This window comes from Selenomonas sp. ND2010, from assembly GCF_000702005.1.
GTDB lineage: Bacteria > Bacillota > Negativicutes > Selenomonadales > Selenomonadaceae > Selenomonas_A.
Window position 1 is genome coordinate 57444 of record NZ_JNKI01000012.1, and the last position, 12825, is coordinate 70268.

At 50.2% G+C, this 12825-nt stretch carries 14 protein-coding genes and 3 tRNA genes; all 17 read left to right on the forward strand.

Going from position 1 to position 12825, the window contains the following annotated elements; all coding sequences use genetic code 11:
* The first annotated feature begins 6 nt into the window (after positions 1-6).
* The 17 genes from T504_RS0105980 to T504_RS0106060 all read left to right on the forward strand — a co-directional run bounded on the left by T504_RS0105980 (position 7) and on the right by T504_RS0106060 (position 12817).
* Positions 7-966, forward strand: coding sequence for a polyprenyl synthetase family protein (locus tag T504_RS0105980; protein ID WP_197018688.1), 960 nt, complete (start codon positions 7-9; stop codon positions 964-966).
* 32 nt (positions 967-998) lie between these two features.
* Positions 999-1355: a Sec-independent protein translocase subunit TatA/TatB gene (gene tatA, locus T504_RS0105985; RefSeq protein WP_369793616.1), complete on the forward strand. Its 357-nt coding sequence runs from the start codon at positions 999-1001 to the stop codon at positions 1353-1355.
* Positions 1356-1530: 175 nt separating this feature from the next.
* Positions 1531-1749 carry a Sec-independent protein translocase subunit TatA/TatB gene (locus T504_RS0105990; RefSeq protein WP_033170159.1) on the forward strand — a complete coding sequence of 73 codons (219 nt, stop codon included), beginning with the start codon at positions 1531-1533 and terminating at the stop codon, positions 1747-1749.
* Between the two features lie 15 nt (positions 1750-1764).
* Positions 1765-2547 carry a twin-arginine translocase subunit TatC gene (gene tatC, locus T504_RS0105995; RefSeq protein WP_033170160.1) on the forward strand — a complete coding sequence of 261 codons (783 nt, stop codon included), beginning with the start codon at positions 1765-1767 and terminating at the stop codon, positions 2545-2547.
* 25 nt (positions 2548-2572) lie between these two features.
* On the forward strand, positions 2573-4033 hold the full coding sequence (locus tag T504_RS0106000; RefSeq protein ID WP_033170161.1) for a menaquinone biosynthesis decarboxylase: 1461 nt from the start codon (positions 2573-2575) through the stop codon (positions 4031-4033).
* The gene (locus T504_RS0106005) at positions 4030-4878 is read left to right on the forward strand and encodes a 4-hydroxybenzoate octaprenyltransferase (protein ID WP_081823391.1); all 849 of its coding nucleotides are present in this window, start codon (positions 4030-4032) and stop codon (positions 4876-4878) included. Before T504_RS0106000 ends, T504_RS0106005 begins: the two co-directional genes overlap by 4 nt.
* Before the next feature lie 23 nt (positions 4879-4901).
* The gene (gene folD / locus T504_RS0106010) at positions 4902-5765 is read left to right on the forward strand and encodes a bifunctional methylenetetrahydrofolate dehydrogenase/methenyltetrahydrofolate cyclohydrolase FolD (protein WP_033170163.1); all 864 of its coding nucleotides are present in this window, start codon (positions 4902-4904) and stop codon (positions 5763-5765) included.
* Between the two features lie 44 nt (positions 5766-5809).
* The gene (locus tag T504_RS0106015) at positions 5810-7477 is read left to right on the forward strand and encodes a formate--tetrahydrofolate ligase (protein ID WP_033170164.1); all 1668 of its coding nucleotides are present in this window, start codon (positions 5810-5812) and stop codon (positions 7475-7477) included.
* Between the two features lie 188 nt (positions 7478-7665).
* Entirely contained in the window at positions 7666-8415 is a 750-nt protein-coding gene (locus T504_RS0106020) for a methylenetetrahydrofolate reductase (protein ID WP_033170165.1), read from the forward strand.
* A gap of 61 nt (positions 8416-8476) precedes the next feature.
* A complete protein-coding gene (locus tag T504_RS0106025) occupies positions 8477-9319 on the forward strand; it encodes a sulfide/dihydroorotate dehydrogenase-like FAD/NAD-binding protein (RefSeq protein WP_033170166.1) in 843 nt (280 codons plus the stop codon).
* A 3-nt stretch (positions 9320-9322) separates the two neighbouring features.
* Positions 9323-10726, forward strand: coding sequence for an NADPH-dependent glutamate synthase (gltA, locus tag T504_RS0106030; RefSeq protein ID WP_033170167.1), 1404 nt, complete (start codon positions 9323-9325; stop codon positions 10724-10726).
* A gap of 105 nt (positions 10727-10831) precedes the next feature.
* The gene (locus T504_RS0106035; protein ID WP_051635232.1) at positions 10832-11410 is read left to right on the forward strand and encodes a 3'-5' exonuclease; all 579 of its coding nucleotides are present in this window, start codon (positions 10832-10834) and stop codon (positions 11408-11410) included.
* Positions 11407-11904: a 2-thiouracil desulfurase family protein gene (locus T504_RS0106040; protein ID WP_033170168.1), complete on the forward strand. Its 498-nt coding sequence runs from the start codon at positions 11407-11409 to the stop codon at positions 11902-11904. The genes T504_RS0106035 and T504_RS0106040 overlap by 4 nt, the downstream gene beginning before the upstream one ends.
* 92 nt (positions 11905-11996) lie before the next feature.
* A tRNA-Asn gene (locus tag T504_RS0106045) sits at positions 11997-12072 on the forward strand.
* Between the two features lie 3 nt (positions 12073-12075).
* Positions 12076-12150, forward strand: a tRNA-Glu gene (locus tag T504_RS0106050).
* A gap of 5 nt (positions 12151-12155) precedes the next feature.
* Positions 12156-12231 (forward strand) — tRNA-Val (locus tag T504_RS0106055).
* 67 nt (positions 12232-12298) lie between these two features.
* Complete coding sequence (locus T504_RS0106060; RefSeq protein ID WP_033170169.1) at positions 12299-12817, forward strand: transcription repressor NadR; 519 nt, start codon at positions 12299-12301, stop codon at positions 12815-12817.
* The last annotated feature ends 8 nt before the right edge of the window (positions 12818-12825 follow it).

A 12825-nucleotide genomic window follows, 5' to 3' on the forward strand; every position in this document is an offset into this window, starting at 1 on the left:
AACTCCATGTTTGATGTAATACAAGAGGATATAGAGAAGCTCAATGAGGGCTTGATTGGCGCCGTGTCCTCGCCGGTAGACCTAGTGACGGAAATCGGTACGCATTTGGTGACGGCTGGTGGTAAACGCATTCGCCCAGCGCTTTGTTTGTTGGCTGCTCATGGTGGACCGTCGTACAGCTTGGAGCGGCTGCTGCCGTTGGCTGAGGCGTTAGAGCTAATCCATACGGCGTCCCTGGTACATGATGATGTTATCGATGAGGCAGATACGCGTCGTGGTTGTATTACGGCGAATGCCAAATGGGACAATCAGGTGGCGATTCTGAGTGGAGATTATATTTTTGCCAAGGCTTTTGGTCTCATTGCTGACGGTGCGTATGGAAATTATGTGTCGAAGCGGCTGGCTGATTTGGTCTGCAATTTGAGTGTTGGGGAGATTATACAGAACCATACGGTTTACCATGCGGTAAAGGATTTGGATAACTACTACAATCGGATTCAGAAGAAAACGGCAGATTTCTTGGAGATTTGCTGTGAACTCGGTGCTTATGTGGGCGGTTTCAGTCAGGAAGAGGTTCGTCGTCTGGCTGAATATGGCCATTGCATTGGCATGGCATTCCAGATAACGGACGATTTGCTTGATATCTTGCAGACGTCGGAAAAAATCGGTAAACCGACAGGAAATGATATCCGTCAGGGAATTGTTACGCTGCCGATAATTCATGCACTTAATGTAAGTGCCGATGCTGAGGAACTTGAGAAAATCGTGACGGATCCCGATATGACGGACGAAATGGTAGCGCGGGCGTTGGCAATTGTCAAGGAAACCGATGGTGTTGAGATTGCCAAAGCGAAGGTGGAGGAATATCTCGATCGTGCTCGTGAGGTGCTGCCGGACAATTTAGCGCCAGAGATTCTTGAGGCGTTTGTTATGGTGGCAGATTTCATTGGGGATCGCGATTTTTGATGGATTAGAGATTTGGGATTGTTTGGAGGAAGATAATTATGTTGAGTGCTCCTGAACTTATCATGATTCTGGTAGTAGGTTTGGTGGTTTTTGGTCCGGGCAAGCTCCCTGAGTTAGCTCGCTCATTAGGCAAAGGGGTGCGGGAGTTTAAGAAGGCGACGAATGCACTTTCGCAGGCAATTAACGCGCCGGAACAGGCTCCGGTACAGCAGCAGGCGACGGTGCAGCCGCAGGCGCCAAAACCGGCACCGACTGCACCGGAGACTCCTGTGTCGTCGGAAGCAGTAGCAACAGAAACTGCCAAGCCAGCTGCTCCGGCTTATCAGGCTCCAACCCAGGAATCCGTGCGTCAGCAGATTCAGGATCAGGCGGGGAAAAAAGCCGAATAATTTGTTGACGGCTCAAAACCATCATTGTCTCTACAATGATGGTTTTTTTTATATCCATCATAAGCATTTTATATGATGGGTAAAATATGTTTCATTGAGATTTTTATGGTTTTTCGTTATAATAAAAAAGAGTAAATATAATCGCGTAGATGAATTGTTTTTAGGAGGATTTTTTATGTTTAGTCCATGGCAAGCTGGAATTGTAGTGTTGATTGCTCTCGTTATTTTTGGACCAAGCCGTCTGCCGGAAATTGGCAAGGCCTTGGGCAAGGGCATTCGTGAATTTAAGTCGAGTGCGACGGGCGAAGAGACAAAGCAGGCAGAACAGACGATGACTAATGTAACGGAGCAGCCGAAGGAACTGCCGTCGAAGTCTGATACGACAAAGCAGTAAGCCAGGTGGAGTTACATGGCAGAAGAGAAACAATATGAAGAAATAGCGGCGCCACAGCCGCGAGGAGTAATTGAGCCAGGATCGGTGGAGTACGTTCATGATGATGATGGTACTATGTCGTTGGTGGCGCATTTGACGGAACTTCGCAGTCGACTTATCAAATGTTTGGTTGCTGTTGCTTTGGGAAGTTGCGTGGGGTATTTCTTTATTGATAAAATCATGCATTACATTACCCTGCCAGCGGGTAAGCTTTACTATATGCAGCCGTCTGAAGCTTTTTTTACGTATTTGAAAGTTGCCTGCGTGACCGGATTTTTGTTGGCACTGCCCATTGTATTCTGGCATGTTTGGCGGTTTTTCCTGCCGGCGCTTACCCATAAGGAACGTGCAGTTCTCGGCATTATCGTGCCGACTTCGGTGATCCTGTTCTTTGCGGGATTGGCCTTTTCCTTTTTCTTGGTGCTGCCGGCTGGTATTCGCTTCTTTATGGGGTTTAATAGCGCTGAACTTGAAGCGATGTTCTCGGTTGACAAATATTTTGATTTTGTCATTATGTTTGTAATGCCGTTTGGCTTTATTTTTGAGTTGCCGCTCATCATTACGATTATGGGCAAAATGGGAATCATAACTTCAGCATTTTTGAAGAAATATCAGCGTATTGTCATTTTCCTGTCCTTTGTGGCTGGTGCTATCATTACGCCGACACCGGATATTTTTACGCAGTCGATGATTGCTTTGCCGATTATTGTGCTTTATGAGGTCGGCTATTTTATCGTTCGTTATGTCCTGCGCCGTTGAGGCTGGACTTTAGGGAGGAAAGAATTTGGCTTTTAAGGATTTACGGGAATTTATCGCGGAGCTTGAGAAACGTGGATTACTTAAGCGCATCCAGACGGAAGTAGACCCGGAGCTGGAAATTACGGAAATCACGGACCGCGTGTCCAAGATGGAAGGCGACAAGAATGTGGCGCTGTTGTTCGAAAACGTCAAGGGATCCAAGATGCCGGTACTCATGAATGCCTTTGGCAGCTATGAGCGCATGGCACTGGCATTGGGCGTGGAGAAGCTTGATGATGTTGCCGATGAGTTGCGCGAGATGATGAAACTGCCTTATGTTTCCTTGCAGAATAAGATGAGCGTGGTCACGATGATTCCGATGATCAAGCGTGCCATCAATTTCCCGAAATATGTCAAGAATGCCCCGTGTCAGGAAGTGGTCGAGACGGAGAATCCGAATCTCGATGAGATTCCTATCCTCAAGTGCTGGCCAGATGATGGCGGCCCGTTCGTCACGCTGCCGCTCGTGTTCACGAAGAACCCAAAGACGGGCAAGCGCAATGTCGGCATGTACCGTCTGCAGAAATACGACAGCCGTACGACGGGCATGCATTGGCATATCCATAAGAACGGCGCCGAGAACTTCCGCGATACGAAGGCACAGGGCGGCGACCGCATCGAGGCAGCGGTTGCTATCGGTACGGATCCCGTCGTGACGTATGCGGCGACGGCACCGCTGCCGCGCGATATCGATGAGATGGTCTTTGCTGGTTTCCTGCGCCATAAATCCGTCGAAATGGTCAAATGCAAGACGGTCGATATTGAAGTGCCGGCCAATGCAGAAATCATCTTGGAAGGTTATGTCATGACGGATGAAGTCCGCCGCGAGGGTCCGTTTGGCGACCATACGGGCTATTATTCGCTGGCCGATGATTATCCGGTATTCCATATTACGGCGATCACGCACCGCAAGGATGCGATTTATTCGTCCACCGTTGTCGGTAAGCCGCCCATGGAGGACTGCTATCTGGCTAAGGCTACCGAGCGCATCTTCTTGCCACTTTTGCAGCAGATGCAGCCGGAAATCCTTGACATCAACATGCCGCTGGAGGGCGTGTTCCACGATTGCTGCATCGTATCCATCAAGAAGTCCTATCCGATGCAGGCCCGCAAGGTCATGCATGCGCTTTGGGGGATGGGCCAAATGATGAATGTCAAGATGATTATTGTCGTCGATGCGCATGTAAATGTTCAGGATTTGAAGGAAGTCTGGTGGCGCGTCTACAATAACATCGATGCGAAGCAAGACCTCGAAATTGTTGAAGGTCCGCTCGATGTACTCGACCATTCCTCGCCTATGGCGAAGTGGGGCGCTAAACTCGGCATTGATGCCACGAAGACCTGGCCGGAAGAGGGCCATACGCGTGAGTGGCCGGAGGAAATCAGCATGTCTGAGGATATCCGCAAAAAGGTCGATGCCAAGTGGAAGGAGCTTGGTCTCGATTGATTAATATCAAAGCACATATCAACAACGTTGCCCTGCACCATACGATTTTTGATCTGCCATTTGCGTTTATGGCGGCGCTGCTGGCCGCTGGCGGCCAGCCATCCCTGCATGATCTTTTCTGGATCGCGCTGGCCATCACGACGGGCCGGGCTGCTGCGCTGGCGATGGATAATCTGGCCGATGTCAAATATGACAGCCAGCAGCCGCGGATGCAGTACCGTGCCATGGTGCGGGGAGAGATTTCCAAACGGGAGGCAAAAATCTTTATCGTCATTTGCCTGGCTTTGATGGTGATTTCGGTTACCCAGCTGCATCCAATTTGTATCTACCTGTTGCCAATCGCTGCTATCCCGTTTATGATTTATCCGTTTACGAAGCGTTTTACGGGCTGGTGCCACTTGTTTCTGGGGCTTGCCATCGGCATGGCTCCGGCAGGGGGATGGGTCGCTGTCAGCGGCCAGGTTACCGTGCCAATGGTGCTCTTATGTATTGCGGTAGCACTATGGATTGGTGGCTTTGATGCCATGTATGGCGCACAGGATGAAGCGTTTGACAAGAGCCAGGGGCTTCATTCCCTGGCAACGGAGTACGGGGCTGCAGGGGCATTCAAGATTGCGGGTGCCCTGCATATCATCTGCGTTGTCTGCTTCTTTGCAGTGGGGGTGATGCTGCAGCTGACAGACCCATACTATTTCGGGGTTGGCATTGCGGCGGGAACGCTGGTCTATCAGCATGGACTCGTGAGCCCAACGGATTTTTCTCAGGTCACGCAGCGCTATTTTATGCGTAACGGCATCGTTTCGGTGGCTATTTGCGTATGCACCTGGCTTAGTTTTTATCTGTAATCCATTTATCGGGGAGGGACTCTATGTCAGCGAGAATTCTCGAAGGAAAAGTCTTTGCACAGCAGTTCAAGGATGATGCAGGCCGCAGGGCGGAAGTCCTGCGGGAGAAATATGGAGTGAATCCGGGATTAGCCGTCATTATCGTCGGCAGCAATCCGGCATCACAGGTTTATGTCCGCAATAAGAATAAATCCTGCGAAGCGTTAGGAATTTATTCGGAAGTGGTGGAGATGCCGGAGACGACATCAAAACAGGAACTTATCGCTAAGATTGACGAACTCAATCTCGATAAGCGCATTCATGGCATCTTGGTTCAGTTGCCGCTGCCAGCTCAGATCGCCCAATATGAGGCGGAAATTTTAAACCGCATTGATCCCGCTAAGGATGTCGATGGGTTTCATCCGGTCAATGTTGGGCGGCTCGTAACCGGGGAAGATGGACTCGTTCCATGTACGCCGGCAGGATGCCTCCGCATGTTGGAACTTGCGGACATTCCGTTGGATGGAAAACGGGCGGTGGTCATCGGCCGCAGCAACATTGTAGGCAAGCCGATGCTGCATCTGCTGTTGGCAAAAAATGCTACCGTGACCATCTGTCATTCCCATACGGAAAATCTCGCGGAGCTTACTCGTGAGGCTGATATCCTGGTAGCAGCTATCGGCAAACCGAATTTTGTCACTGCGGATATGGTAAAACCAGGAGCGACGGTCATCGATGTCGGGATCAACCGCATTGCCCCGAAAAAGCTTGTCGGCGATGTGGATTTTGAGTCCGTCAAGGAAGTGGCAGGAGCGATAACGCCAGTGCCGGGAGGTGTAGGACTCCTGACGGTGGCAATGCTCATGCAGAATGTTGTCAAGGCAGCCGAAAAGGCAGTCTGCAAATAAACCGAATATCTTTCACGGAAACAAACAGAGGAGAAGAAAGCCTAATGAAAACTGATGTGGAGATTGCTCAGGAAGCAGAGATGCAGGACATCCGGAAAATCGCCGAGAAACTGGAAATCTCGGAAGATGAACTGGAGCTCTATGGCAAGTATAAGGCGAAAATTACGCTGGATGCTTGGGAAAAGGTCAAGGAGCGTCCGAATGGTAAACTCGTTCTCGTGACCGCTATCAATCCGACACCGGCTGGTGAAGGCAAGACGACGACAAGTGTAGGGCTTGCCGATGCCTTCCATAAGCAGGGGAAAAAAGTTGCCGTCGCTTTACGCGAACCGTCATTGGGACCATGTTTTGGTCTCAAAGGTGGTGCTGCTGGTGGTGGCTATGCGCAGGTTGTGCCGATGGAGGATATCAATCTGCATTTTACCGGTGACTTTCATGCGATTACGACGGCTCACAACTTATTGGCGGCAGTCATTGATAACCATATCCAGCAGGGGAATGCACTGGATATCGATGTACGCCGTGTCGTTTGGAAACGCGTGTTGGACCTAAACGACCGCGCGCTGCGCCATGTCGTGATCGGCATGGGCGGCAAGGCACATGGTGTGCCGCGCGAGACAGGATTTGATATCACGGTAGCCTCAGAGATGATGGCTATCCTTTGTCTGGCATCGGGTCTTGCGGACATGAAAAAGCGCCTCGGAGAAATCGTCGTCGCCTATACGCGCGATGGCCGTGCCGTTCGCGCCAAGGAGCTCAATGTCACGGGGGCTTTGACGCTGCTGTTCAAGGATGCCATCAAACCGAATCTCGTGCAGACGCTTGAGGGGACGCCGGCCCTTATCCACGGCGGCCCATTTGCTAATATCGCCCATGGCTGCAACAGCGTTATGGCGACGAAGTTTGCGCTAAAGTTTGCGGACTATGTTGTAACGGAGGCAGGCTTCGGAGCAGACCTCGGGGCTGAGAAATTCCTTGACATCAAGTGCCGGTTTGCTGGCATTCAACCCGATGCAGTGGTTATCGTCGCTACGGTCCGCGCGCTCAAGATGCATGGCGGTCTTGATAAGAAAGAGCTTGATCGGGTCGACATGGCAGCACTGGAAAAGGGGCTGGCGAATCTCACAAAGCATATCGAGAATATCCAGAAATTTGGCTTGCCGGCCGTGGTGGCCATCAATGCCTTTCCGACGGATACGAAGGAAGAACTCGACTTTGTCGAGAAGAAATGCAACGAGCTTGGTGCTGAAGTCGCGTTGTCGGAAGTTTGGGCCAAGGGCGGTGAAGGCGGCTTGAAATTGGCGGAGAAAGTCGAAGCGGCTTTTGCCAAGCAGAATAACTTCCATTTCATGTATGAGACAGAGCAGTCAATTCCGGATAAAATCACAGCGATTGCACGGGAGATTTATGGCGCCGATGGTGTGACGTTTACCGCGGCGGCTAAAAAGCAGCTGCAGGAAATTGAAACACTGGGCTTTGATAAGCTGCCAGTCTGCATGGCAAAGACGCAGTATTCCCTGTCGGATGATGCCTCGAAGCTTGGGCGGCCAAGTGGTTTTACGATTACGGTGCGGGAACTTCGCATCGCTGCGGGGGCCGGGTTTATCGTGGCTCTGACTGGAAATATCCTGACGATGCCAGGTCTTCCCAAGAAGCCAGCTGCTGAGAATATGGATATCGATGAAAGTGGTAAAATAACAGGCCTTTTTTAATCGCAGCGTTTTTTTACGTGACGATCAGTTGGTTAAGCGCATTGAGAAATTACTTCTCAATGCGCTTATTTTATGATTAATTGAATTTATTAAAAGCTCAGGCCATCTACTTGCAAAATCCATAAAAACATTTTACAATATAATCTATGTAACTAATAACCAGTAGAAAAAATATCTGGAGGCTGCCTATGAAACGTGTATCTGTTGAGCTGGTACCACGCGATGAAGAGTCGCTGCGTGCTGAGCTTGCGCTCTTACAGCAGTACAAGGACAAGATTGATGTTATCAATATTCCCGACCTCTTGCGCTTTGAAACGCGCAGCTGGCAGGGGGCGGCTATGGCCAAGGAATATTTTCCACAGGCTATGCCGCATATCCGCGCTATGGACATAAACCTTAGCGAGGAGTTGCCGATGAAGGATTATTTGCGTGCGCATGATATCCGGGAAGTGCTGGTTATCGAAGGGGATCCGCCGCAGCGCATGACGCATGCGGTCTATCCGACCGAAAGCACGGATGTCATCCGCAAGTTCCGGGAAGAGATGCCAGAAGTAGACGTCTATGCTGGTATTGATCAGTATCGTAGTTCGATGCGGGAGGAACTCTACCGTGTGCATCGCAAGGTACAGGCAGGAGCGAAAGGCTTCTTTACGCAGCCTTTTTATGACATGCGGTATTTGGAGATGTATGCGGATATGCTAAGTGGCCTGAATGTATATTGGGGCGTATCGCCAGTCATGACGACTGGTTCGCAAAGTTATTGGGAGCGTAAAAATAACGTGGTATTTCCACAGGCCTTTGAGCCGGGCCTCGAGTGGAGCGTGACGTTTTCGCGTGCGGTGAAAGATTGGGCAGAAAAGAACGATGCCAATATTTATTTAATGCCAATCCGCACAAATCTTGAGGAATACCTGGCCGGCGTCTTTGCTGCGTTATAAGGTTTGCAAACAAGTCCGCAGGTTTGGCGGATGTTAGGTTATATTTTTAGGAGAGTGAAACATGTTTAAGATCCTGAAGAAAGAGGAGCTTTCCCCGAATGTCTTCTCGATGGATATTGATGCGCCGCGCGTTGCTAAGAAAGCCAAGGCAGGTCAGTTTATTGTTCTGCGCGTAGATGAGAAAGGCGAGCGCATTCCCCTGACGATTGCTAACTTTAACCGTGAAACCGGTGTCGTCAATATCGTCTTCCAGGTCATCGGTGCCTCGACTATGGCGTTGGCAGCCGTAGAGGAAGGTGAATCGATCGTTGATTTCGTCGGTCCGCTGGGACAGCCATCTGAAATTGAAAAATTCGATGGTACGGTTGTCGTTGTGGGCGGTGGTATTGGTGTGGCACCGACTTTCCCGATTGCCAGGGCTATGAAAGAGGCTGGCAATAAAGTCATTGCCATCATGGGTGCTAAGACAAAAGATATCCTGATCATGGAAGATGAGATGAGGGAAGTTACCGATGAAATTCTCATCACGACCGATGATGGTTCGCGTGGCATCAAGGGCTTTGTTACTTATGCCGTTCAGGAACTTGTCCAGCGTGGCGAAAAGATTGCTCAGATTACGGCAATCGGGCCAGTAATCATGATGAAGAGTGTTGCTGACTGCACGCGCGAGCTGGGGATTCATACGGTGGTAAGCCTCAATCCCATCATGGTTGATGGCACAGGTATGTGTGGCGGCTGCCGGGTACAGGTAGGCGATGAGACAAAGTTCGCCTGTGTCGATGGTCCGGAGTTTGATGGACATCTCGTAGATTTCAAGGCACTTATGAGCCGTCAGCGCATGTATCGCGACCTCGAGGCCGAGGAAAAAGATCATATCTGCAACATCGGACTGGGGAGGAAGTAAAGAATGGCTTTGTCTTTGAAAAAACATGAAATGCCGGTACAGGACCCAAAAGTCCGTGCGCATAACTTTGATGAGGTAGCTTTGGGCTACGATGAGGAAACGGCTGTCGCCGAGGCAGAGCGCTGCCTGCACTGCAAAGTGCCGCAGTGCCGCAAGGGCTGCCCGGTGTCGGTGGATATCCCGGAGTTTATTGGCAAAATCAAGGAACGAGATTTTGACGGTGCTATCGATAAGATCAAGGAAGCCAATGCGCTTCCCGCTGTCTGCGGTCGTGTCTGCCCGCAGGAAAACCAGTGCGAGAAATACTGCATTCTGGCTAAGAAAGGTGAGTCCGTTGGCATCGGCCGCCTGGAGCGATTCGTTGCAGACCGCTATATGGCGAAAAATGAAGAAGTAAAGCCCATTGAATTTGCAGCCGATGCACAGAAGGTAGCAGTACTGGGTTCTGGCCCGTCCGGTCTTTCTTGTGCTGGCGACCTGGCTAAGAAAGGGTACAAGGTAACGGTTTTTGAGGCCCTGCACAAAGCAGGCGGTGTGCTTTCCTATGGCATCCCGGAATTCCGTTTGCCGAAGGACAAGGTTGTCAAAAAGGAAATCGAGAATATTGAAAAGCTCGGAGTGAAGTTCGAGCTTGATGCTGTTGCGGGGCGTCTATTCACAGTAGATGAACTGATGGAAGAAGAGGGGTTTGATGCCGTATTTATCGGCACAGGTGCCGGATTGCCGCGTTTTCAGGGAATTCCGGGCGAGGGCTTGAATGGCGTATATTCGGCCAATGAATTCCTGACTCGCTGCAATCTTATGAAGGCATATAAATTCCCAGAATATGCAACGCCGATTAAGGTGGGCAAAAATGTTGCCGTAATCGGTGGCGGCAACGTAGCGATGGATGCTGCCCGTACTGCACTTCGACTGGGAGCAGAGCATGTCTATATCGTATACCGCCGCAGCGAAGCGGAGCTACCAGCACGCAAGGAAGAGGTGGAGCATGCCAAAGAAGAGGGTATTGACTTCAAGCTTTTGAACAACCCGGTGGAAATTCTTGGCAACGAAGATGGCTGGGTCAGCGGGATGAAGTGTATCCGTATGGAACTCGGGGAACCGGATGATTCTGGCCGCCGCCGCCCCGTTCCGGTTGAAGGATCGGAGTTTGAACTGGCTGTTGATACAGTTATCGTGTCAATTGGCACGGGACCAAACCCGATTATTGCCCATACGACGCCAGGTCTTGCCACGACCAAACGCGGCAATATTGAGGCGGATGAAGAGTCGTGTGCGACATCTAAACCAGGAGTTTTTGCTGGTGGCGATATCGTTACGGGGGCTGCTACGGTAATTTTGGCGATGGGAGCTGGCCGTAAGGCAGCAGCTGCCATTGATGAATATCTGAAGAGCAAAAAGAAATAAGGAATAGTTCCGGTCAATGAAGACCGAATAGAGTCCGTCTCAGTCGCAGCTATGTATTGAGGCGGATTTATCTATTGTATTTGGGAAAGAAGGAAAAAACAACAAATGATGAATTTTGCTGCCATTGACTTTGAGACAGCAACGGCATCTAGAGATTCGGCCTGTAGTGTGGCTGTAGTCGAAGTTAAGGATGGGAAACTCTATGATTCGTACTATACGCTGATTCAGCCGCCTGCTAACCGGTATAATTATTTCAATACACGCATTCATGGGATATCGCGGGAAGATACGATTGATGCACCGGATTTTGCGCAGATTTGGCCAGAACTTTGCCAGCATTTGGAAGGGCGTATCGTAGTAGCACATAATGCGCGTTTCGATATGGGAGTGCTCGGGGCTTGCCTGGCTAAATACGGCCTGTCGAACCCGGACTTTGCCTATTGCGATACTGTGGCAATTGCCCGCCGGGTCTGGCCGGATTTGGAGAACCATAAGCTAAACACGGTAGGCGATTTCTTGCAGATTGCATTTAAGCATCACAATGCACTTGATGATGCTCGTACTTGCGCTTGTATTCCGATGGCGGCTGGCCAGGAATTAGCTATGGATAGTCTGGAATCTTTGGTTAAGAAGCTGGGAGTATCCGTTACACAGTTTGGGATAAGAAAGGGGTATAAACGATGATTTTGGTAAGTGCCTGCTTGCTGGGGCATAAAGTGAAATTCAATGGCGGAGCGAATACCAATGAGCTCCTGCTTAAATATAACGAACGGGGACGCTTTATTGCTGTCTGCCCGGAGTGCTTTGCTATGCTGCCGGTACCGCGTCCGCCGATGGAAATTCAGGAGGGAACCGGGAAGAAAGTATTGATGGGGAAAGCGCGTGTCGTCGATGAGAATGGTATGGATACGACGAATTATCTTCTGACCGGGGCAGACAAAATCCTAAAAATCGCTGAAGCCTATCATGCGCGGGTGGCTATTTTGAAAGAGGGCAGTCCGTCCTGTGGGGTTAAGAAGATTCACAGCGGCCATTTTGATGGCAAGAAAATCAAAGGGCAGGGTGTGGCGGCAGCACTGCTGATGAAAAATGGTCTTACGGTTTATTCGGAAAAGGATATTACGGTGGGAAGATTAGAAGAATTGATCGCCGAAGATATGCGTCACGATAAAATTTAAAAAAAATCGAGTTTTTTTTTAAAAAGGGGTTGCATTCTTTTGGAAAATCCCGTATAATACTTTTTGTCGACACGAGAGTGTCACAGAGTTATTCCTCGATAGCTCAGCCGGTAGAGCACCTGACTGTTAATCAGGCTGTCGCAGGTTCGAATCCTGCTCGAGGAGCCATATGGCGCGTTGGTCAAGTGGTTAAGACACCGCCCTTTCACGGCGGCTTCATGGGTTCGAATCCCATACGCGTCACCATTTTCGGGCGATTAGCTCAGCTGGGAGAGCGCCTGCCTTACAAGCAGGATGTCAGCAGTTCGATCCTGTTATCGCCCACCATTTGAAATGTATAGGCTGCCGTTAGGGCAGCCTTTTTTTTATCGTTATCACGGAAAGGGGTTTGTACATGAATACGGAAGAACGCCGGAGAAAATTGTTTGAACGCCTGAAGGAAGCGGAGCAGCCGCTGACGGGGACCAAGCTGTCACGGGAATTTGGGGTAAGCCGCCAGATTATTGTCGGGGATATCAGTATTCTGCGGGCACAGGGAGTGCAGATTTTTGCAACGCCGCGGGGATATATTCTGCCACAGGAGCAGGGGCAGGCAAGCCAGATGGTTACCTTGGTATGCCAGCATGATGCGGCAGGCATGGAAAAGGAGCTGTTGGCTATCGTCGATAATGGTGGCGCTGTCCTGGATGTCATTGTAGAGCATCCGCTGTACGGCCCAATACGTGGTGACCTGCTGCTGGAAAATCGCAGAGATATTCGCGCCTTTCTGTCCAAGATGCAGAAGTGCCAGGCCAATCCGCTGTTGGTGGTGACTGGTGGGGTTCATATGCATACGGTACGAGTGCCAGATGAAGAAACGCTGCAGGCAATTCGTGAGGATTTACGCAAGCTCAATATTTTGATTGAAAATTGATGGGGAGA

Bases quoted from the DNA above. Each gene is read 5' to 3' on its own strand.
- T504_RS0105980 (WP_197018688.1), top strand. From the start codon at position 7: ATGTTTGATGTAATACAAGAGGATATAGAGAAGCTCAATGAGGGCTTG.
- gltA (WP_033170167.1), top strand. From the start codon at position 9,323: ATGGCTTTGTCTTTGAAAAAACATGAAATGCCGGTACAGGACCCAAAA.
- T504_RS0106035 (WP_051635232.1), top strand. From the start codon at position 10,832: ATGATGAATTTTGCTGCCATTGACTTTGAGACAGCAACGGCATCTAGA.
- T504_RS0106020 (WP_033170165.1), top strand. From the start codon at position 7,666: ATGAAACGTGTATCTGTTGAGCTGGTACCACGCGATGAAGAGTCGCTG.
- T504_RS0106015 (WP_033170164.1), top strand. From the start codon at position 5,810: ATGAAAACTGATGTGGAGATTGCTCAGGAAGCAGAGATGCAGGACATC.
- tatC (WP_033170160.1), top strand. From the start codon at position 1,765: ATGGCAGAAGAGAAACAATATGAAGAAATAGCGGCGCCACAGCCGCGA.
- folD (WP_033170163.1), top strand. From the start codon at position 4,902: ATGTCAGCGAGAATTCTCGAAGGAAAAGTCTTTGCACAGCAGTTCAAG.
- T504_RS0106040 (WP_033170168.1), top strand. From the start codon at position 11,407: ATGATTTTGGTAAGTGCCTGCTTGCTGGGGCATAAAGTGAAATTCAAT.
- T504_RS0106025 (WP_033170166.1), top strand. From the start codon at position 8,477: ATGTTTAAGATCCTGAAGAAAGAGGAGCTTTCCCCGAATGTCTTCTCG.
- T504_RS0105990 (WP_033170159.1), top strand. From the start codon at position 1,531: ATGTTTAGTCCATGGCAAGCTGGAATTGTAGTGTTGATTGCTCTCGTT.
- T504_RS0106060 (WP_033170169.1), top strand. From the start codon at position 12,299: ATGAATACGGAAGAACGCCGGAGAAAATTGTTTGAACGCCTGAAGGAA.